Below are 20,082 nucleotides of genomic sequence, written 5' to 3' on the forward strand. Positions count from 1 at the left end.
GGGTGGGCAGTCACGGAAGCGTCCGCGAGTGGTTCATACAATTTGTGCAATACTACAACTTTCAAAGACCGCATCAAGCGCTCGACGGACGAACACCGGTCGAGGAGGCGACTAACTAGACAGTGCCGGCATTAATAAAATAACAGATAAATTACTATAGTATCGAGTAGCATCCTGTATTATCTACAGATGTATGCACCGGGGGTCGGTTTGCGTGTATTTTGAGTGGGAGAGCGTGAATTCTTTTTATACTTCGAATGGTTTGACCCCAACTACGTCAGCCACCGTCTCGAGCTGGTCTGAATCTATGCACGCTGACTGTCGCTGACGGCTGTGAGGTGCATATATCGAGGATGTCGTATACATTCACGCCTGACCCCGGGGAGTGAAACCAGAAAATCATCTCACGAGCGTATTTGGGGGATCTATCCTTACTCGTAGAGCAGTGAAAGGTTCGTATATCCTTGCTCGAGGACCGTTCCGTTTGATGGCTTTCCGTAAGCCTTCTCCAGTTTCCAGTGTCCTCCTCCCTTCTTTTGGGTTGGTAGCGAAAAGTCACCAGAGTGTAGGTCGGCATCCGGCACGATGTAGTATTCACCGGACCCTCCACCTATGAACGCATGGACCAACTCATTACCTTTGGCAAGGTTCGTGTTTTTCGTCCATGCACCACCGAAGAACTTGAAGTGCTTGTTGTAGTGGATCCAGAGGAGTTTTGAACCAGAATCTGTGCTGAGCCGCCAAACGTTCCTTTCTCCCTTTTCGCTTCGGACAGCATTGATTGGTTCAAGGTCCTCGACAGTTCTGAGGAATTGCTTTCTTCTTTGAGATGCAGACATTTTTGTCATCGATTGCTATTGTTCGACATTCTATTCTACATTTGATCATGAAACGGAATTAGCTTAAATCTTTGTCTGTGGGGCTTCTAGGCGCGATATACGACTAGTTGATCTAGTCTAGAAAGGAGTGACTAGAGCGGATTACGTGGTTGGTCGGGTCAGAGCATTCGAGCTAGCAGAACATGATACGATTTTGAGTCTAGAGTCTATACTACATTTGTTGTATCTGCTGTCCAACAAGCCCTTGCACCAGCTCGGTCTCCCCCAACGGCGTGATCGGCCCATCTTCGGGAACTGGCCGAACAACATACACCTCTCTTCCGAGTCGTTGGACGTGCATGGTCTTCTCTTCTCGATCCTCCTCGTTTGCGGGGATGACGCCGTCGAGGACGAGATCGTCGCGGTCGAGTGCAACAAGCGGGGTGCCGTCGTGGTTTCGGAGCTTTCGGAATACCATTGTTGACACCTCACCGGCCACCCAATCCTACTTAGTTCTATCTCCTAAGTCACCCATTACGAATACAGGCCGTGGTCGGTGTAGAACGTGAAATTGCTAGACCACGTATACTTCGAGGAACGGCCACCACCACACACCCCCTTGGCGGCGTATAATTACTTACAGTATGGTTCGGTTTGGCGGGGCTCCGGTGGTGGTCGGTCCCCGTGAGGACTCGATTTTGGTTGTGAAGGTGCTCGAGGAGCTGCAAGATCGGCGTGGGTCAAGTGGAACATTCCGACGAAATGCGACAAAGATATTTCTGTCAGTCAGTTCACTTACCACAGGAGGAAAAATGGGACCAGGTGTAAGCCGCTATAGTCGCCGGAGTTGTCGCTTGAGCTTGCGCTCAGCGCGACGCTGTTCACGCTTTAGCTCCCGTTCGGCTTTGCGCTGTTCCTTCTTGAGCTGACGTTCCATATCCCGCTCAAGTTGGCGCTGAAGCCGTCGAAGCTTAGCTTTGCTGAATCTTCTCATCTTGGTCTCACCTCCTCCCCACGCGTTCTGAACCGGAGCCTTGAGAGGGTCCGTCATACGGGTTAACGTCAGTTGTCGATGTTTGCACATAAGGGTTCGCAGTGCGGAGTGAAAGTGAAAGTGTATATTTGGGGTAGAAGGTGTCTAAAACGACGAATACGGCAATAGACGATTGTCGAAATCCAACTAGGTTCCTAGCTACTGGTGTTGAAAATAACGAGAGAGATTCAATCAGAACTTCACACCCAACCTTCGCGTGGATCACCTGGAGTTGCGGAGGCGGAGGGTTATTTTTTCGAAGTTGTGACGTTAGTCACACTCCCTAAGGGGGCTGTCCCACCGGACGAAACAGCGCCCGCTCGATCTCCTCGAGTGCGGCCGCTCGCGGAGAATCGAGACTCCACCCGAAAACAGGGTTCGACCGAAAACAGCGACGTAGTATATAAAAGAAGGAACCGACCGAGAGCGTTGCCACTCAGAAGGCCACCGGCTACAGGTGCTTCTGAGCGACCGTGTTCTGCACGGGACCGTACGCCCGGTCATAGGTCACAATCGCGTTGAGGAATCTCCGAGAGTCGAGTCCGGCGTCGCACCACGCGCTGTATCCTTCCTCGAGCACGTCGGGCAGGTACTCGCCGGTCGCCGTGGAGTTCTTCGACCGAGTGAGTACCGTCCGAATGCGAATCCGCACGCGGTCGTTGCGGTCGTCCATCCCGGCGACGACTTCCGCTCCGTAGCGGTTCAGCCAGTTCTGCAGGGCACGACCCGACCGCTCCAGATCGCGTGGATCGACGTTCAACACGTTCTCGATGCGACCGGCGACCGAGTCCACCACGTCGTCTGCGATGCTCACCAGCTCGCGCACTTCCTGCGCGATCTTCGAAGAGACCCACTTCACGACTCCGCCGTCGTTCTCGAGGAGTCCCGAGAGACGCTGCAGAACGCGGTAGATCGTCGTGGAGGACCAGCCGGTTCCGTCCTCGAGTTCACCGACTCTCGTTCCGCCGTCGGTGAGCGCCAAGTGCTCGAGTACGTCGTGGTCCGCGTCGGTGAGCCGCGAGAGCGTCCGCATGATGACCGACTCCTGAGACGCTTCGATCTGCGGCGTCGGGTCGTCCCACAGCGCGATAGTCCGGTCGGATGCGACCGCGCTGAAGTGGTCGTCCGAGACGAACCACATACCGGGTCGAGTCGGGATATCTGCCCACGACAGGACGTTCAGTAGTTTCTCTTCCAGGTCGCCAACCAGATCGTGGCGGTCGTCCCACGCGACCGCTTGATCGCGGTTCAGATTCTTCTTGTACAGCGCGCCGAGTTTCGGATGGTACAGCGGGTCATCGTTCGAACTTTCACGCACGTACTGCGGGTGGTAGTGCTTCAGTTGAAGCCCTCGAGGGCGGTGCTGACTGTTCGGGAAGAGATCAGCAATAGCCGAGCGGTCGAGCCGGAGCTGGTGGTTGTAGCCGACTACGTCCTCGTTGTTCGAATCGTAGACGACGTGCGAACCCTCGATGTCGGCCGAGAGCATGAACAAGCGCATGAAGACGCCGTCGCGCCGAACCAGCTTCTTCGCCTGATCGCGGTCGATCCGAAGATACCGCTCGTGCTGGGTTATCGTCGAGAATTCGTGTGGCTCCTCGGCGAAGTACTTGCGCGACCAGTCGAAGCCGACTTTCTCGCAGACTCGGCGCATCACCCACTTGAAGACGTGCGGGATCTCGTCTAACTCGAGATTGACGACGTTCTGCAGTTTGACGTTCGTGGCTGGCCCAAGCGTCGCAGGTACGCTGTCAGGACGGTTCTCGTCGGACCACGCGAGTCGCGGCTGCACACAGACTGGAAGCTTCCGCTCACCCTCGCCGTAGGCGTTGATGTCGTACTCGAGAAGCGAGTTTACCGTGTCTGCCTCTCGCGGGGAGAGACCCGACTGGTGGAAGCCCATCGAGACTTCCCACGTCTCGGTTCCGTCGTCCTCGAGGCGAGGCACCTCCACTTCGACTTTCGAGACTCCACCGTCGATGTGGTTGTACAGCTGGCGAACCGCCCAGTACGGCGAGGAACCGTACTCGTCGTAGAGCAGATCACCGCGCGTCTCGTGGGGTGCGCTCGCGACGGAACTCACCGCCGGTCCTCCTCCGCGAGATCGCGGCCGCAGTACTCACAGCGGAAGATGCAGTCGCTGTTGCGGCTGCAGGACGGACAGCGAACCGTCATTGCCACCGCTCCGGATTACCGCCGTGGCGACCGGGCGCGCCGTCCCACGGGTCCGGAATCGGAACGTCGAGACCGCCCGCGGAACCGCGCTGCAGACGGACCAGCGTATCGCACTCGTGACAGCGGTGGGCGCGGTCCTCGCGGTCACCGTAGACGCGGCGGAAGTCCCGGGTGACGTGTGACCCACAGTTGAGACAACTGCTCTTTCGGCTCTCCGAGTCGAGCAGCATCATGCTGACCACCCCGTCTGTCCCGCCTGACCGCAAGACAACGGCGACCCGCGTTCCGTTTCGTGGTGGACTCTTTTTCGGCCCCCGCTCGCGAATATATATACCCGCGACGAGACCAGCCGGTAGCAGTCGTGAGTCGGACGTTTTCTACATATAGAAAACGCCAAAAAATTGGACGGACCCGACGGGATTTGAACCCGCGACATCTTGGTCCGGAACCAAGCACTCTGTCCACTGAGCTACGGGCCCTCAGCGGAGGGAGCTACACGGTACCGACGTAAAACCGTTGTGGAACCCGTGCCGGCGGCCGATTACGTTCCGGTCGCGTCGGCGTCGACGACGCTGTGTTTCCACGTGCCTCGGGTGAACCACGCCGTGGCCGCAATCGCGCCGAGAATCTGCCCGACGGCCATCCCGAGCCAGATGCCCGTCTCGGCGAAGCCGAACTGGAACGAAAGCAGGTAGACGATTGGGACGCGGCCCAACCAGAGCGCGAACAGCGAGAAGCCGAGGGCGGTCTTCGTGTTCCCCGCGCCGCGGTACGCGCCGAGGACGACCTGGAGGACGCCGATGAAGCCGAACTCGAACGCGCGGATGCGGATGTACTCGACGCCGAGATCGATGGTTTGGGCGGCCGAGGCCGTCCCGGTCTGGAGGAAGAACGCGACGACGGGTTCGGCGAAGACGTACGCGAGGACGCCGGTGACGAGCATGACGCTCGCGCCGACCTTGGCGGCGAGCCAGACGGCGCTCTCGGCGCGCTCCGGTTTCTTCGCGCCGAGGTTCTGGCCGACGATGGTGTTCGTCGCCCGTCCGAGGCCGAGCGCCGGGAGGAACACCAGCGACGTGAGGCGGTTGCCGAGGCCGAACGCGGCGACGACTTCGGGTTTGAACGTGACGACCATCGCGGTGAGGGTGATGAAGCCGAGGGCGGTGGCGGACTGCTCGATGGCGCTCGGGACGCCGATATCGACGATTTTCTTGATGTACTCGAACTGCGGGCGGAAGTCGGCGAGCTGCACGTCGGGGCCGGCGCTCGTCCCGAAGATGACGTAGATGCCGATGACGGTGGCGACGGCGCGAGAGAGGACCGTCGCGTACGCCGCGCCGGCGACTTTGAAGCCGTCAAAGCCCGTGGCGGTGAAGAGGCTCGCTTGAACGCCCTCTAATCCGAGCATCGAAAACAGCGGATTGGCGTCGAACCCGAAGATGAACACGGGGTCGATGACGATGTTGATGACGACGCTGATGAACATCACGACCATCGGGGCGCGGGTGTTGCCGTAGCCGCGCATGAGCGCGGAGAAGACGAAGAAGCCGAACAGGAACGGCAGGCCGAGGAAGAACACGCGCATGTAGTCGCCGGCGAGGGGGATGACCTGCCCGGCGGTCGCCTCCGAACTCGGGAGGACGCCGAGCATCGCGTCGGTGGCGAAAAAGCCGATGACGCCGACGACGACGGCGATGACGGTGATGAACGTGAGCGTCTGTCCGGCGACGGTCCCGGCGGAGCCCTCGCTTTTCGCGCCGGTGTACTGGGCGACGAGCGTGCTCCCGGCGACGGTGAAGCCGCCGCCGACGGAGATGAGCAGGAAGATGAGCGGAAACGCGAGGCTGATGGCGGCGACGGCGTCGGTCGAGAGTCGGCCGAGCCAGACGGTGTCGGCGAGGTTGTACGCCACCTGGAGGAGTTCGGTGACGATAATCGGCCACGCCAGTTCGAACATCGGGCGTTTGAGGTCGCCTTCGGTGAGGGAACCGCCTTCGGGGAGGGACACTGAACAGGTGAGACTCGCGGAGACCGTTTGAAACCGTCGATTAGCGTCGTCGTCGGTCGAGCGGGCAGTGAGGGGGAGTGACACCCTTCACCCGGGAGCCGACAGGCGGGCACAAACGGGACGGGCGCGGCTCGGAGGGTGGACGGCGTCGCGAGAAACGGTGGGTGGTTGCGATTCGGCGCGTTACGGCGCTTCGCCGGTTTCGATGGTGAAGTCGGCTTTCGGGTAGGCGACGCAGGTGAGCGTGTAGCCGTTGTCCATCTCCTCGTCTGAGAGGGTTTCCTGTTTGAAGTGAGTCACGTACTCGTCGGCGGGGCCGTCGGTAATCTTCGCGGAACAGGAGACACACTGGCCCTGTCGGCACGCGTACGGGAGGTCCATCCCGGCGTCTTCGCCCTGGTCGAGCACCGTCTCGTTGCTCGCCAGTTCGATGGTCTCGCCCTGCTTGACGAACTCGACTTCGAAGTACTCGACTTCGTCTTCGGGCATGTCGGCGGGACTCTGTTCTTCTTCCGCCTCCTCGCCTTCGAGTTCGGCCCCCTCTTCACCGGCCCCGACAGCGGCGACGCCGCCGCCGCCGATAGAGCGGTTCATCGGCTCGGGGAAGTCGGTCTCTGCGACGGTCGCCGCGCGGCGTTCGAGGACCTCCTGTGTGATGTCGGCGGTCGGCTCCCAGCCGGTGCCCTTCGAGTAGTGCAGGGCGACGACGAGGAGTACCAGGACCATACCGGCCCCGACACCCACCAGACTGATGACTGCCATAAGGGCGGATATGGAGGGAGGGGTTAAGGAAATTGTGATTGTGGCGGCACCCGCGGGCGGTCGATTTCGCCGCCGAGACGCGGGTCTCGCAGAGGTTCCCACAGTATCGAGGGGACCCGGCCGCTGTGCCGAAGCCGACGCGTCGTTCCCTCAGTCGTCTTTCCGCGCGACCTCGTGGCGGCCGAAGCCGTACCGGAGCCGGTTGGCGAGGCGGCGGGAGAAGCGGTCGTCGGCGCGGGAGCCGAACCGCTCGGCGAGCGACTGGTAGATGAGCGGGACCGGGACCTCCTGTTCGAGCGCCTCTTGGACCGTCCACGTACCGGTCGAGCCGCCCGCGACGTGGTCGTCCACGTCGCCGAGGTCGCTTCCCTCCTCGCGGAACGCCTCCTCGCAGAGTTCGAGGAGCCACGAGCGGATGACCGCGCCGTTGTTCCACGTCTTGGCGACCGATTCGAGGTCGAGGTCGTAGCGGCCCTCGGCGAGCAGTTCGAAGCCCTCGCCGTACGCCTGCATCAGCGCGTACTCGACGCCGTTGTGGACCATCTTCACGTAGTGGCCGGACCCCGACTCGCCCATGTGGCCGTGGCCGGCGGGGCCGGTCGCCACGGCGTCGAAGACGGGGGTTAGCTCGTCGTAGGCCCACTCGGGGCCGCCGACCATGAGCGAGAAGCCGAGTTCGGCACCGGCCGGACCGCCGGAGGTCCCGCAGTCGAGGTAGGCCGCCGAGCACGCCTCGGCGCGCCGCACCGACTCCTCGAAGTGTGAGTTGCCGCCGTCGACGACCACGTCGTCCCCGTCGAGATGCGGGTCGAGGTCGTCGAGCGTCGCGTCCACCGCGTCGCCCGCGGGGACCATGAGCCAGATTCGCTTGTCGTCGCCGAGTCGGTCGGCGAGGTCGGCGACGCTGTCCGCGGGTTCGGCACCCGCGTCGGCGGCCGCCGCGACGGCTTCCGCCGAGAGGTCGAAGGCCACGACCTCGTGCCCGGCATCGAGCACTCGGTCGACCACGATGCGCCCCATCCGGCCGAGGCCGATGACGCCTAGTTGCATGCGTCGGCATCGTCCGCGGGGGGTGGTAGTGGTTGTGGTTTGGCGCGTGCGCGGCCGTCTGCCGGGACCGAACCGTCTCGCCGTCGAGACCGTACCTCCGCCGTCGGTACCGCCCGCTCAGAGCCGCGCCAACAGCGCCTCGGCCAATCGGTCGCCTGCGGCGTCGTCGGTCCGGAAGAACAGCTCGGGCTCGATGAGTTCGACTTCGAGGAGGAGGAAGTCGTCGTCGCGCTCCACGCCGTCGACGCGGGCGTACAGCGGCGGGTCGCCGCCGAGGCGGGCCGAGACGGCGTCGACGACGCGCCGGGCGTTGTCGAGCAGCGTCTCGCTCGGCTCCTCGACGTGGACGCTCCCGCCGTGTTTCTCTTGGACGCGGTAGTCGCCGGGCTCGGGGCGCTTGACCACCGCGTGGCTGAACTCGTCGCCGAAGAAGACGAGCGACCACTCGCCGTCTTCGATGTCCGGCGCGAACTCCTGCACCAGCACGTCTTTCTCCGCGACGAGGTCGTCCACCCACGGTTGGGCGTCGGCGGCCTCCGCGCGACTCAGCTGTCTCGTCTCGAACGCACCCGCGCTCACGGCGGGCTTGACGACGAGTTCGTCCCACTCTCGCGTCTCGAAGACGGCTTCGAGGTCCACGTCGCCGCCGCGTTCGACGTACTCGGTCGGCAGGGTCGAGACGCCGGCGTCGGCGAGGTCACGCAGGTAGAACTTGTGGCTGTTCCAGTCGAGCGTCGCCGTCGGGTTCCACACCGCGCAGTCGGCGTCTGACAGGCGGTCGACCCACGCGGCGTACGCCTTCGGGTGGCGGTAGTAATCCCAAATCGACCGGACGACCACGGCGTCGAAGCCTCCCCAGTCGACCGATTCGTCGGACCAGACGACCGGCTCGGCGGTCACGCCGCGCTCCCGGAGCGCCGCGAGGAACGGGGCGTCGTCGTCGACGAGTCCGGGGAGGTCCTCGGAGGTGGCGAGTGCGATGGAAGTCACGGGAGATGATGGCAAATATCGGGCGATAAGCGTTCTGTAACGCTCGGCCCGCTCTCCGGCCCGGCCGGCGGCGGGTCCGCTGTCGGGCGGCCTTACGCCCGCAGACGCCGACGTTTTTACCGCCCCGCGCGAGGGTCGCGTATGGACGAACGCATCCACGAGCACGCCGCGGTGCTCGTCGACTGGAGCGCGCGAATCGAGGCCGGCGACGACGTGGTCGTCTCCGTCGGCGAGGGGGCACACGACCTCGCGGTCGCCGTCGCCGACGCCCTCGGCGAGCGCGGCGCGAACGTCGTCACGACGTACGCCTCCGAAGAGGTCCAGCGGGCGTACCTCCGCGCGCACGACGGCGACTTCGAGCTTCCCGAACACGAACTCGCCCTCTACGAGGCCGCCGACTCGGTGCTCTTTCTCGGCGGCACCCGCAACACGGCGGCGACCGCCGACGTGCCGACCGAGACGCGACAGGCCTACGGCCGCGCCACGAGCGAGGTCAAAGAGGCGCGCATGGACACCGACTGGGTCTCGACGGTCCACCCCACCCGCGCGGCGGCCCAGCAGGCGGGCATGTCGTTCGAGGAGTACGCCGACTTCGTCTACGACGCGATTCTCCGCGACTGGTCGGCACTCGCCGACGAGATGGCGAACATGAAAGACGTGCTCGACGCCGGGTCGGAGGTCCGCATCGTCAAGGCCGACACCGACCTCACGATGTCAATCGAGGGCCGCACCGCGGTCAACTCCGCGGCCTCCGTCGCCTACGACTCCCACAACCTCCCGTCGGGCGAGGTGTTCACCGCGCCCGTCGAGGACGCCGTCGAGGGCGAGGTGTTCTTCGACGTGCCGATGACGCTGGAGGGCCAGCGCGTCGAGAACGTCCTCCTGACGTTCGAGGACGGCGAGGTCGTGGACTTCTCCGCGGGCGCGGGCGAGGACGCCCTCGCCGGCATCCTCGACACCGACGAGGGCGCGCGCCGACTCGGCGAACTCGGTATCGGCATGAACCGCGGCATCGACCGCTTCACCGACAGCATCCTCTTCGACGAGAAGATGGGCGACACTATCCACCTCGCGGTCGGTCGGGCTTACGGCGCGTGCCTCCCCGAGGGCGAAGACGGCAACCAGTCCGCGGTCCACGTGGACATGATAACCGACATGAGCGAGGACTCGCGCATCGAGGTCGACGGCGAGGTCGTCCAGCGGAACGGGACGTTCCGGTGGGAAGACGGGTTCTGAGCCCTCTCTGCGCCGTTTTCCGACGCGGTCTGCGCGGGAGTTGAGACGATTAAGATACCACGACACGTGGTAACTCTACACTTACTAAAACCGCGCGGCGACGTAGCTCCGGCTATGGTACGATTCGTCCGAACGAGGCGACGGTTCCTCGAACTGGCGGGGAGTGGTGCAGTGGTTGGAATCGCCGGGTGTCTCGGCGGTGGCGGCGGCGAACAGGAGACGGAGACGGAAACGGAGACGACGACGGCGACCGAAGCGGCCGACGACGACCACGACGAGGAGCGCCCGGAGGGCGTCTCCGAGGAGGAGTTCGAACACGGCCCGGTCCCCGAACCGTACCGGACCGCGCTCTCGCAGGCGAACGAGCGGCGGGACCCCGACGACCTGTTCACGAAGGAGGCGGTCAAGTTCCAAGAGGCGGACGACGCCGTCGAGGCGGGGCTCACCGAAGCGGGGCGGAACTGCGGCAACTGCGCGGAGTACATCCCCGACAAGAACGGCGACGGCTTCGGTGCCTGCGCGAAGGTCGAGGGTTACATCGACCCCGAAGACTGGTGTTCGCTCTGGGAGTCTATCGAGGAGGCCGAAGCCGAAGAGGGCGAGGACGGAGGCGAGACCGCGTTCGTCGCCTGAGGCTCACTCCTGAGCCACGCCGATGTTCTTCAGCGACCCGCCGCACTGCGGGCAGACACGCTCGTAGACGCCGTGTCCCGAGCGGTAGCCGCAGGTGGTACACTCGTACCACGAGCGCTCGACGAGCGTCGTCGGTTCGGCCTCGACTAACGTCTCCGTCCGGCGCTCGACGAGCGCGTCGGTCCGGCGTTCGACCAACTCCGTCGGGCGTCGTTCGACGAGGTCCGTCGGCTCGGGGCCGACCAGCGCCCTCGATTTGGCTCTGACGAGGTCTGCAGGCTCACGCGTGGCGATATCCTTGCTCATGCTACGGTGTACGTCGTGTCGGATGTTAACTCTTGCCAGTACACTCCGTTCTCGCTGACACCGCCGAATTCGGCGGTTTCGCTCCGATTCGGCGGGTTCGGTCCCGAGACGCGCTTTCGACGTACTTTTTATCCGCGACCGTTTTCATCCGCGCATGGCAGAATTCATGGTCGTCGTCGCCGACCCCGACACCGGTGCGACCTACCAAGTCGACGTCGAAGGACAGGACGCAAACCGATTCCTCGGCCGCGACCTCGGTGACGAGGTCGACGGCGCGGCCGTCGGTCTCGACGGGTTCACCATCGAACTGACGGGCGGTTCGGACAAGGCCGGCCGACCGATGCACCCCGACGTGCCCGGCGGCGCGCTCAAGGAAATCCTCGCCGAAGACGGAATCGGCTACAAGCCGTCCCGCGACGGCGAGCGCAAGCGCGTCACCGTCCGCGGCCGCGAGGTCTCCGGCGAGACCGTCCAGATCAACGCGAAAGTCGTCGCCGGCGAGGGCGACGTCGCCGCCGCCTTCGGCGAGGGCGACGACGAAGAAGCCGACGAATAACGCCGTCTCACTCCTCTCTCTCCCGTGCCAGAGCAACTGCCCTCCGACCATCCGTCGGTCCAGACGTTCCGCGCGAACGTCGCCCGCAGCGGCGGGACCCGCCGCCCCTGTCTGCGCGTCCCCGACGACGTGCTCGCCGAAGACGGCGACTTCGTCCGTCTCCACCTCGGCGGCACCGCCTATCACGCCCGTCTCTCGGCCGACGCCTCGGGGCTCGTGATTCGCGGCGCGTACGACAACAAGCGCCTCGCGCGCACCCCGAGCGACGGCGAGAACCGACTCGTCGAGTGGTGCCGCGAACACGACCGGTCCGACGGCGACGCCGTCGAACTCGACGAACTGGACGACGGCTACCAGTACGGCCTCCGCGTGCCGGGGGTCCGACAGGTGTACCGCATCACCGAGCGCCCGAACGACTCGCTTTCGAACATCGCCGAGCAGTTCGGCCTGTCCGACGAGTGACCGGTCGCGCTCCGAGACACGCCGCTTTTACGCACCGACCGCACTAGGCGGGGTATGAGCAAGGTAACGGAGTACCTCGCAGGCGAGCGCCTCGACGACGTGGCGCTCTATCTCACCCACGAGTACCTCGACAGCCAGGGCAAACTCCCGAACATGGGCGTCGAAGTCGACAACGGCTACGTCCTCGTCGTCCCCGGCGACGACGGCCGCCGCGCCTTCGCGGCCGGCACGGGCATGGACGCCATGGAGTTCGCCCAGACCGCCATGGGCAACGACGGCGACATCGACGACGACCTCAGCGGCGGCACCTGCCCCGAGGCGGCCGCCGAGGAGAACCACGAGGTGAAGTTCATCTTCTCGTTCGCCGAGGCGCAAAACGAGGAGGTCGGCGGAATCTACGAGGACGGCGACGTGGTCCACGCCTACGCCAAATGTACCTGCGGCACGACGTACTCCGACCGCTGGGTCGTCGACGACGCGTAACCCCCCGATTCGGGTTCGGCGCTGGTTTTTCCGATTGGCTTTCCGAGTCGCGTTCGCCGTTAGCGCTCGGTCTCGACGCCTTCGTCGTCGTCCGCGTCAGCCGCGGCTTCCGCTTCCGCTTCTTCCTTCTCGACCGCATCGGCGACCTGCTCGAACGCCCGGAGGATGACGCGCTTCGTCGTCGCGCCCTGCGTCGTCCAGTGGTGGGCGTAGTCCAGCATGTCGTCGTAGATGTCGGGCTTACAGCCGGCGGCCTTCGGGTGGCCGCCGCCGTTGACGAGGTCGGCGACCTCGTGACACCGCTCGAAGTCGTCGGAGCCGCGGATGCTGGCGCTCCCGGCGGGCTTGACGACGACCGCCGCGTCCGCGCCCGCCTCGCGGAGGGCGTCAGCGACCTCGTTCTGCGAGCAGCGGCCGTAGGTGACGCCGACCGTCCAGTCGCCGACGGTCTTCAGTTCGGCGCGGTCGACGGCGGCCTGAATGAGGTTCTCCTTTTCGACGCGGCGGTGGGCGATGTACTCCTCGACGACCGGCGGGAGGTCAGCGCCGTACGCGCCGACGACGGCGACGTACTCCTCTTTCGAGGTCCAGTAGGCGTAGTCCGCGAGGTCCTGACTCCGCTCGTCTTCGTTCAGCCAGAGGTCGTGGTCGCGGGTGACGGCCGCGAGGTCCGAAAACCGCTCGTCGAACTCGTAGTCGAGTTCGCGGAGCGTCACGTCGGTCGAACACTCCTCGTCGGACTCGCCGACGACGAGGTCGACGCCGGCCTCGCGGACCGCCTCGGCGACCTCCGGCTTCCACTGGTGGTGGTCGTACCAGTGAATCTCGCCCGCCGTCTCGACGAGCGCGGCCAGTTCTTCCTCGACGTACTCGAACTTGTCCGGACAGAGGTCGCAGACGTACACCTCGACGCCCTCGGGGGCGTAGTCGGCGACGCGCTGGAGGTCGTCTTCCAGCGAGTACGGACTCGACCCCATCAGCGCGACCGGCGATTTCGGGCGCTCTTCTTCGTCTTCTCCGGCGAGGGCGGGTTCCTCGTCGTCCTCGTCTTCGTCCTCGTCGCCGAGTCTCTCCTCGATGCGTTCCTCGAAGTCGGCCACGTCGAGGGCGGCGTCGTAGGCCTCCCGGAGGAGGGCGACACAGCCGAGGCCGTCGGCGTCGGTGTCGGTGACGACCGCGACCGACGCGTCTTCGAGTTTCTCCTTGGCGCGCTCTTCGGCGCGCTCCTCGTCGAACTCGTCGGGGTAGAAGAATCCGGCACCGGGGAGCACGGACTTGCGGGGGAGCGAGAGCCGAGAACTGTCGATAAGCTCGTCTTCCATACGCCGAACTCGGACGCGACGGGGAAAACTCCTCCCGATTCCGTCGGCGGCGACCGCGTCGGACGCCCGGGGCCGGCGACCGACCCGCGGCTCCGCTCAGGCGGCCTCGTCGCTCAGCAGGGAGTCCGTCGTCCCCGCTTCCAACTGGCGGACCGTCAACACCGGCACCGGGCAGGTCCGGACGACGCGCTCGGCGACGCTCCCGATGAGAAAGCGGTTCTCGCCGTGTCGGCCGCGGGTGCCCATGGCGACGGCGTCGGCGTCCACCTCGCGGGCGTAGCTCGAAATCTCGGCCGCGGGGCGGCCCTCTCGCACCGCGACGGTCACCTCGCGGTCGGTCGCGGCCTCCACCTCGGCGAGCGCCTCCTCGCCGCGCTCGGTGAGCGCGTCGCGCATCTCCTCGCGCAGTCGCTCCGGCGCGGTCTCCACGTCGCCGGCGTCGATGACGTACAGCGCGTGAACCGACGCGTCGAACCGCTCTGCGAGGTCGACGGCGACGCGGACCGCCCGGCGAACGCTCGCCGAACCGTCGGTGGCGATGACGATGGTGTCGAACATGCCTCCGGGTTCACGGCGCGGCGGCATAAAACCAGTCTGGGGCGGCCGGCCGCCGGGACCGTGGGGTGAGTTTTTTGTCGTCCCCCGACGCAGGTGGGGACATGTCACCGCGCCCGCTCTCTATCGACCTCGTCCTCGTGCCGGTCGACCAAAGCGAGGAGGCGACGCGCGCGGCGGAGTACGCCGCCGCCGTCGCGGCCGAGTACGACGCCGCGGTCCACGCCGTCCACGTCCTCGGCGAGGACGTCGTCCGCGCCATAGAGCAGGGCGTCGTCGACGAGGACGCCGTCGCCGAGGACAGCAAGGCCGTCACCGACACGGTGTCGTCCCTCGCCGAGACCGCCGACGTTCCCGTCACCACCTCGGTCGCCTACGGCTTCTCGCGGACGAGCAAGCTCCGCCACCCCGGGAGCGTCGTCCTCGACACCGCAGAAGAACTCGACGCGGACTTCATCGTCGTCCCCCGAGAGCCGGTCTCGGGCGACCCCGGAGAAGTGCTCGCCAAGGCCGCCGAGTACGTCCTCCTGTACGCCAGCCAGCCCGTGCTCTCGGTCTGAATCGCGGTTCGTCGGTCGCCGTCGCGGCCCGCCGCCGCCCTCAACCGCCCTCCTGGTCCGGCGGTTCGGCGAGCCGGATGGTCATCTCCAGTTCGAAGCTCTCGGCGTCGCTCGTCTCGAAGCCGACGGTCTGGTAGAGGCCGACCGCCGCGCGGTTCCACCGCTCGACCGTGAGCCACACCTTCTCGACGCCGGACACCCGGCCGTAGCCGAGCAGCGCCTTGATGAGCCGCGTGCCGATGCCGGCGCGCTGGTAGGTCTGGTGGACGAAGATGGCGAGTTCGTAGGCGTCGCCGTCGGGGACGAGCGTCGCGTGACCGGCCACCTCGTCGCTGTCCCACGCGATGACGTTCAGGCAGTCCTCGTCGAGGATGTTCTCCAGCCAGTCGCGGATGCGGTCCTCGCGGCCCGGCGGGATGCCCTGCGCGCGGTCCGAGGGGTCGAACGCGTCGTACATCTCGACGAGCGCTTCCAGTTCCTCGTCGGAGCCGTCGTGCGCGCGCACCTCGATGGTGCGGTCTTCCCTGTCGGTGAACGACAGCGGCGGCGCGTCGTAGGGGTCGGCGACGGCGTCTGAGAACGTTCGGTCGCTCATCGTACCAGAGTGACGGTCACGTGGGAGTTCAAGAGGACGAACTCCGCGATGTTGCCGATCTGTATCTTCCCCATCGGACTCGTCTCGCCGCCGCCGAGCACCAACTGGTCGAACCCCTCGTTCTCGGCGAGGTCGACGAGCGCGCTCCCCGGGTCGCCGTCGAGTCGGCGGACGGTCGCGTCGACGCCGCGCTCGCCGAGCAGTTCCGTCACGCGCGTTTCGATGTCCTCGCGCGAGCGCTCGACCGACGGGTTCTCCACGATAGCGACCGTGAGATCGTCGCCGACCTCGGCCGTCCGTTCGACCGTCGTTTCGAGCGCCCGGATGGAATCGTCGCTGCCACCGATTCCGAGCAGTACCTTCATGATTCCCAATCTCGCGGGCGCGATAGAAAACCCTTACCCGGAAACGGAAGGCCCCACCCCCGTCGGCGGGGACCGAACGTCGCGGAACCCTTTTCGGCCGTGCCGCGGTAGCCCGCGGTATGACAGACGAGTCCGACCAGTTCGAGACGGGCGCGAGCGACGCCGAGGAGACGGCTCGCCCCGACGCGGACGCGCGAGCGGAGGCGGACGACGCCGCGGCAGACACGGAGCCGGCAGACGCGGAGCCCGAGACTTCGGAGGCGGCCGCGGAATCGACGGACGTGGCCGGAGACGATTCCGGCCCAGACGCCGAGGACGCCGAGGACGCGGTCCCCGAGGACGTCCAGAAGTACGCCCGGTTCAAGAAGGTCGACGGCGCGCAGTACGACCGCGTCAACGACTTCCTCCGCCAGCGGACCTACGTGACGGCCCGCGAGTGGGCAATCGCGCGGCTCTGCGCCGACTTCCGAACCGAGACGGGCGTCGAGATGACGAAAATCGGGAACAACCTCCCCGAACTCGTCCCCTTCATGACCGACACCTACACCCCGCAGGCGGTCAACCAGGCCCGTTCTGCGTTCCGCGACAAGGTCCGGAAGTCGGGCGCGACGTTCCTCTACGGCGCGATGTCGGGCTTCTTCACGGCCGAGGAACTCGACGAGATGATGTACGAGGTGACGGAGATCGCCAAGTTCCTGCTCGAAGTCGAGGGCGTGGACCTCTCGGTCGAAGAGGAACTCGAAGCCGAAGAGCGCATTTCGAGCGTCATGCGCGAGGTGCGCGAGGCGAGCACAGAACTGCGGCAAGAAGAGCTGTCGGACGAGGAGTGACGCCCCGCGGCGGGGTCGGTTCAGAGCCGACTCCGCGCTGACGCGGAGTCAGGGGAAAAGCGGCTCCGGCTCGGACTGAACTAACTCGACCCGTCGGTCGGCCTCGACCGGCCGGACGTAGAGCCGGAGTTCGCCCCGTTCTCGCGCTTTCGTCTCCATCGCGTCCACCTCGTCGAGCCCGTAGTACAGCGGGACGACGACGGCCTTCGACGCCGCGGCGTCCTGGACGACCGAGACGGCGAACACGGTGTCGTCCTCGCGGGCGCGGTAGACGTCGTAGCGGTCGAACGCGGCCGACTCGACCCACGACGACAGCGCGTCGAACTCGCTGCCGGGGACGAGCACGTCGAAGCCGACGCGCTCCGTCGCGTCGGGTAGGTTCGCCGGCGGCAGCACCGTCACGTCGCCGGGGTGGAGCACGAGCGTCTCCCAGCCCTCGTCTTCGTACTCGGCCGCGGTCGCCTCGGCGTCCTCCACGACCGTCTCCCAGAACGACAGCAGTCCCGTGAGTGCGTGCGGTTCGTCCGCGTTCGGGCCGCGGCCTCGCGGCGGCGTCTGCTCGTCGGTCATGCGTGTCACTCCTTCGGGGTGTCGGACGGGAAAAGGATTCGCTTGCATCGGATACGCCCGCCACTCAGCCGACGCCCGGGCGGCGATTGCGGTACAGCTATCTGTCCACCGGCCGACAGTCGGCCCGATGCGATGGTCGCTCCGCGCGGTCCTCGGTTCGCTCCAACTCCCCGTCGCCGGGGCCGGGGTCGCCCTCCTCGCGGTCGTCTGGTGGACCGCCGTCACGATGCCCCCGCCCCCGCCCGGCAGCGACGGCTTCGCCCACGGGCTCGCGGGCTTTTTCCTCCTCGTGTTCGGGCTCGTCGGCTTCGTCCTCCTCGCGGGCGGCCTGCTCATCCCGCCCGGACCGGGATACGGCGTCCACTTCACTCGCAGACAGCGCTGGCTGTTCGCCTACGCGCTGGTCGCGCCGGCGCTCGCCGTGGGCGGCTTCCTCGGGACCGTCGTCCTGTCGTCCGCGCTCGGCGGCCTCGGCGGCCTCGCCGGGTCGGCCGTCTCGCTCGTCGTCCTGACCGCGCCGCTCGCGGTGCTCGTCGGCGTCGGCTGGAAGGGCGCACAGGTCGCGGCCGCGCGGTTCTGACGATTCGGACTGGTTCGGACCCGTGCCGGTTCCCGCCTCCGGTCAGTCGCGGACGTTCTCGCCGGCGACCGCGCCGAAGCCCTCGCCGTCCCAGACGAACTCGCCGCGGAGCATCGTCCACTCGGGGAAGACGCCGGTGTGGCCCTCGAACGGGGTCCAGTCACAGTTCGAGTGGAGGTCCGCGTCGCGAATCTCGCGGGCGGCGTCGAGGTCGTAGAGCGCGAGGTCGGCGTCAGCGCCCGCCTCGATTCGGCCCTTGCGCGGCAGGTCGAACACGTCGGCGGGGTTCGCGGCGACCACGTCGCGGACGCGCTCGGCGGTGAGGTCGCCGGCGACGACCGCGCCGAGAAGCAGGGGAACCATCGTCTCGACGCCGGGGACGCCGCTCGGGGCGTCGAGAAGCGACTGTTCTTTCTCCTCGCGCGTGTGCGGCGCGTGGTCCGTGGCGACCACGTCGATGCGGCCGTCGGCGAGGCGCTCGAACATGGCCTCGCGGCGCTCCGCGGAGCGTAGCGGCGGGTTCATCCGGCCGTAGGTTCCCAGTTCGGCGAGGTCGTCGCGGGACAGAAACAGGTGGTGCGGCGTCGCCTCGCAGGTCGCGCCGCCGTCGCGGGCGGCGTCGACGCCCTCGGGCGTGCTCGTGTGGGCGATGTGAATCTGCGCGCCGGTCTCGCCGCCGACGCGGACGGCGCGCTCGACGGCGACCGCCTCGGCCTCGGCGGTCCGGTAGGCGCTCCACGCGTCGGCGTCGGCGTCGCGGCCGACCCCGCCGAGGTCGCCCTCGATTGCGGACTCGTCGAACAGGTCGGCGTCCTCGGCGTGGACCGTGACGGGAACGCCCGCCTCGCCGGCGCGTTCCGCGGCCTCGGCAAACAGGTCGGCCTCGATGCCCATGTCGCCGGTCGAGTCGGCGAGGAACACCTCGCCGAGGGCGAAAAGCGGCCGGTCGAACAGGCTGTCGGGGTCCCAGTCGGCGGTGACGCCGCCGTTGATGCCGTAGTCGATACAGGCGTTCGCGGCGCGTTCTGCCTTCGCGTCGAAGCCCGCGCCGTCGGTCGTCGTCGGGTCGGTGTTCGGCTGGTCGGCGACGGTCGTCACGCCCCCCGCGGCGGCGCTTTTCGCGCCCGTCTCCCACGTCTCTTTGTGCTCGAAGCCCGGTTCGCGGAAGTGGACGTGCACGTCGATAGCGCCCGGCAGAAGCAGGTTCCCTTCGGCGTCGACGGTCTCCTCGTCGGCGACGGGGTCGAGGTCGCCGACCGCCTCGACGGTCCCGTCCTCGACGCGGACGTCGACGGCGCGGCCGTCGGCCAGCGTCGCGTTCTCGATTCGCATACGAGGGGGTGCGACGCGCCGGGTGCTAAGTCCGGCGGTTCGGGTAGTGATGGCTCCGGTGGTTCGCGGAGCGGTCGCGGCCGGCCGCATCGCCCGGCTGTCGGCCCCGTCCCGAGTCGCTCACGCGAGGTCGGCCGCGTCCTCGACTCGCGTCTCCGCGTCGCCGACGAAGACGGTTTCGAGGGCGTCGCAGACCGCGTCCGGGCTTCCCGGACCGCCGGCGTCGGCGACGCTGCCGACCGAGTTCGGGTCGAAGGGAACGTCGATGGCCTCGTAGACGGGCGCGAGCACGTCGGCTATCTCGTCGCGGTCGGCGACGACGACCACGCCGGAGACGAGCGCGCTCTCCTTTCGGACCCGCTGGGCGAGGCCGCAGAGCTTCCCGCCCGCTTGGACCGAGTGGTCGCCGGGGCAGTACGACTGCGAGGGCTCGCCCCGCCGCGCGGGGACGCCGAGGCTCCGCAGGGCGCGGACGACGGCGGTCGTTCCGGCCTCGTACCGCGCGTCGAGACCGCTCCGGGCGTCGTCGAGCGGGAGCGCGTGGGCGAACGCGACGGTGGTTCCCGTGTAGGCTACGGCCCGGCCGCCGACGGAACGCTCGACGGCGGGGAAGCCGCGTTCCTCGGCGGCGGCGGCGGCCTCGTCGTACCGCGGGGCGCGGGTGTCGCGCCTGCCGAACGCGAGCTGTCGGTGCGGCGTCCACGCGCGGAACGCCGGTTCGCCCGCCTCGCCCGCCTCGCGGAGCATGGCCGCGGTGACCGCCCGGTCCGCCTCCCGGTCGGGCCCGCGGCCGCGGATGACGCGCATACCCGAGAGGAACACCCCGACGTACCTAAGCGCACCCGTCACGTCCCGACGACC

Annotated in this window: 25 protein-coding genes and 1 tRNA gene; 9 read left to right on the plus strand and 17 right to left on the minus strand. The window is 66.5% G+C overall.

The features are described from left to right. On the plus strand, positions 1-119 hold a 119-nt coding region (locus NDI65_RS18560; protein WP_310893828.1), incomplete at its 5' end, for an integrase core domain-containing protein. Positions 120-431: 312 nt separating this feature from the next. Here the strand turns inward: NDI65_RS18560 and NDI65_RS18565 are convergent. From NDI65_RS18565 to NDI65_RS18605, 9 genes are all read right to left on the minus strand, one after another. Further along, entirely contained in the window at positions 432-848 is a 417-nt protein-coding gene (locus NDI65_RS18565) for a hypothetical protein (protein WP_139043095.1), read from the minus strand. 202 nt (positions 849-1,050) lie between these two features. Continuing rightward, positions 1,051-1,296, minus strand: coding sequence for a hypothetical protein (locus tag NDI65_RS18570; protein ID WP_089777009.1), 246 nt, complete (start codon positions 1,294-1,296; stop codon positions 1,051-1,053). 1,006 nt (positions 1,297-2,302) lie between these two features. Continuing rightward, the gene (locus NDI65_RS18575; RefSeq protein WP_089777008.1) at positions 2,303-3,934 is read right to left on the minus strand and encodes a MarR family transcriptional regulator; all 1,632 of its coding nucleotides are present in this window, start codon (positions 3,932-3,934) and stop codon (positions 2,303-2,305) included. Between the two features lie 88 nt (positions 3,935-4,022). After that, a complete protein-coding gene (locus NDI65_RS18580; protein ID WP_008610516.1) occupies positions 4,023-4,259 on the minus strand; it encodes a hypothetical protein in 237 nt (78 codons plus the stop codon). Positions 4,260-4,432: 173 nt separating this feature from the next. Next, positions 4,433-4,505 (minus strand) — tRNA-Arg (locus NDI65_RS18585). 62 nt (positions 4,506-4,567) lie between these two features. Continuing rightward, positions 4,568-6,034, minus strand: coding sequence for an MATE family efflux transporter (locus tag NDI65_RS18590; RefSeq protein WP_310894078.1), 1,467 nt, complete (start codon positions 6,032-6,034; stop codon positions 4,568-4,570). A gap of 183 nt (positions 6,035-6,217) precedes the next feature. Then, entirely contained in the window at positions 6,218-6,796 is a 579-nt protein-coding gene (locus NDI65_RS18595; protein WP_089776991.1) for a 2Fe-2S iron-sulfur cluster-binding protein, read from the minus strand. A 150-nt stretch (positions 6,797-6,946) separates the two neighbouring features. Beyond that, positions 6,947-7,846: a phosphogluconate dehydrogenase (NAD(+)-dependent, decarboxylating) gene (gene gnd / locus NDI65_RS18600; RefSeq protein ID WP_089776990.1), complete on the minus strand. Its 900-nt coding sequence runs from the start codon at positions 7,844-7,846 to the stop codon at positions 6,947-6,949. A 117-nt stretch (positions 7,847-7,963) separates the two neighbouring features. Further along, positions 7,964-8,836: a hypothetical protein gene (locus NDI65_RS18605; protein WP_310894079.1), complete on the minus strand. Its 873-nt coding sequence runs from the start codon at positions 8,834-8,836 to the stop codon at positions 7,964-7,966. Positions 8,837-8,977: 141 nt separating this feature from the next. On the opposite strand from NDI65_RS18605, the gene NDI65_RS18610 reads away from it, so the two are divergent. Further along, on the plus strand, positions 8,978-10,072 hold the full coding sequence (locus NDI65_RS18610; protein ID WP_310894080.1) for an aminopeptidase: 1,095 nt from the start codon (positions 8,978-8,980) through the stop codon (positions 10,070-10,072). 114 nt (positions 10,073-10,186) lie between these two features. Further along, the gene (locus NDI65_RS18615) at positions 10,187-10,705 is read left to right on the plus strand and encodes a high-potential iron-sulfur protein (RefSeq protein WP_310894081.1); all 519 of its coding nucleotides are present in this window, start codon (positions 10,187-10,189) and stop codon (positions 10,703-10,705) included. A gap of 3 nt (positions 10,706-10,708) precedes the next feature. Here NDI65_RS18615 and NDI65_RS18620 read toward each other — a convergent pair whose 3' ends face one another. Next, positions 10,709-11,011, minus strand: a complete 303-nt coding sequence (locus tag NDI65_RS18620) for a rubrerythrin-like domain-containing protein (RefSeq protein ID WP_089776986.1) — start codon at positions 11,009-11,011, stop codon at positions 10,709-10,711. Positions 11,012-11,165: 154 nt separating this feature from the next. Here NDI65_RS18620 and NDI65_RS18625 point away from each other — a divergent pair, with 154 nt between their 5' ends. From NDI65_RS18625 to NDI65_RS18635, 3 genes are read left to right on the plus strand one after another with little or no spacing between them, the layout of a single operon-like run. Continuing rightward, positions 11,166-11,567 carry a 30S ribosomal protein S6e gene (locus tag NDI65_RS18625; RefSeq protein ID WP_089776985.1) on the plus strand — a complete coding sequence of 134 codons (402 nt, stop codon included), beginning with the start codon at positions 11,166-11,168 and terminating at the stop codon, positions 11,565-11,567. 24 nt (positions 11,568-11,591) lie between these two features. Next, a complete protein-coding gene (locus NDI65_RS18630) occupies positions 11,592-12,029 on the plus strand; it encodes a hypothetical protein (protein ID WP_089776984.1) in 438 nt (145 codons plus the stop codon). Between the two features lie 54 nt (positions 12,030-12,083). Continuing rightward, positions 12,084-12,512 (plus strand): DUF5807 family protein, encoded by a 429-nt coding sequence (locus tag NDI65_RS18635; protein WP_089776983.1) that lies wholly within the window; start codon positions 12,084-12,086, stop codon positions 12,510-12,512. Positions 12,513-12,571: 59 nt separating this feature from the next. Here NDI65_RS18635 and NDI65_RS18640 read toward each other — a convergent pair whose 3' ends face one another. Both NDI65_RS18640 and NDI65_RS18645 read right to left on the minus strand, forming a co-directional pair. Then, on the minus strand, positions 12,572-13,834 hold the full coding sequence (locus NDI65_RS18640; RefSeq protein ID WP_089776982.1) for a phosphohydrolase: 1,263 nt from the start codon (positions 13,832-13,834) through the stop codon (positions 12,572-12,574). A 96-nt stretch (positions 13,835-13,930) separates the two neighbouring features. Then, positions 13,931-14,392 carry a universal stress protein gene (locus NDI65_RS18645; RefSeq protein WP_187367430.1) on the minus strand — a complete coding sequence of 154 codons (462 nt, stop codon included), beginning with the start codon at positions 14,390-14,392 and terminating at the stop codon, positions 13,931-13,933. 101 nt (positions 14,393-14,493) lie between these two features. Between NDI65_RS18645 and NDI65_RS18650 the strand changes: the two genes are divergently transcribed. Next, positions 14,494-14,949 (plus strand): universal stress protein, encoded by a 456-nt coding sequence (locus tag NDI65_RS18650; protein ID WP_089776980.1) that lies wholly within the window; start codon positions 14,494-14,496, stop codon positions 14,947-14,949. Between the two features lie 40 nt (positions 14,950-14,989). Here NDI65_RS18650 and NDI65_RS18655 read toward each other — a convergent pair whose 3' ends face one another. Both NDI65_RS18655 and NDI65_RS18660 read right to left on the minus strand, forming a co-directional pair. Further along, the gene (locus tag NDI65_RS18655; RefSeq protein WP_310894082.1) at positions 14,990-15,544 is read right to left on the minus strand and encodes a GNAT family N-acetyltransferase; all 555 of its coding nucleotides are present in this window, start codon (positions 15,542-15,544) and stop codon (positions 14,990-14,992) included. Continuing rightward, positions 15,541-15,909: a universal stress protein gene (locus tag NDI65_RS18660; RefSeq protein WP_089776978.1), complete on the minus strand. Its 369-nt coding sequence runs from the start codon at positions 15,907-15,909 to the stop codon at positions 15,541-15,543. Before NDI65_RS18660 ends, NDI65_RS18655 begins: the two co-directional genes overlap by 4 nt. A gap of 119 nt (positions 15,910-16,028) precedes the next feature. Here NDI65_RS18660 and NDI65_RS18665 point away from each other — a divergent pair, with 119 nt between their 5' ends. Next, a complete protein-coding gene (locus tag NDI65_RS18665) occupies positions 16,029-16,739 on the plus strand; it encodes a DUF5806 family protein (protein WP_089776977.1) in 711 nt (236 codons plus the stop codon). Positions 16,740-16,787: 48 nt separating this feature from the next. On the opposite strand, the gene NDI65_RS18670 is transcribed toward NDI65_RS18665, so the two are convergent. Next, positions 16,788-17,309, minus strand: coding sequence for a hypothetical protein (locus tag NDI65_RS18670; protein WP_089776976.1), 522 nt, complete (start codon positions 17,307-17,309; stop codon positions 16,788-16,790). Positions 17,310-17,436: 127 nt separating this feature from the next. On the opposite strand from NDI65_RS18670, the gene NDI65_RS18675 reads away from it, so the two are divergent. After that, positions 17,437-17,889, plus strand: coding sequence for a hypothetical protein (locus NDI65_RS18675; protein ID WP_310894083.1), 453 nt, complete (start codon positions 17,437-17,439; stop codon positions 17,887-17,889). 42 nt (positions 17,890-17,931) lie between these two features. On the opposite strand, the gene NDI65_RS18680 is transcribed toward NDI65_RS18675, so the two are convergent. Together NDI65_RS18680 and NDI65_RS18685 are read right to left on the minus strand one after the other, a co-directional pair. After that, positions 17,932-19,221, minus strand: a complete 1,290-nt coding sequence (locus NDI65_RS18680) for a dihydroorotase (RefSeq protein WP_310894084.1) — start codon at positions 19,219-19,221, stop codon at positions 17,932-17,934. Between the two features lie 120 nt (positions 19,222-19,341). Further along, on the minus strand, positions 19,342-20,028 hold the full coding sequence (locus NDI65_RS18685) for a lipoate--protein ligase family protein (RefSeq protein WP_089776973.1): 687 nt from the start codon (positions 20,026-20,028) through the stop codon (positions 19,342-19,344). Between the last annotated feature and the right edge of the window lie 54 nt (positions 20,029-20,082).

The sequence above is a fragment of the Haloferax sp. S2CR25 genome (assembly GCF_031624535.1).
GTDB classification, from domain to species: Archaea; Halobacteriota; Halobacteria; order Halobacteriales; family Haloferacaceae; genus Haloferax; species Haloferax massiliensis.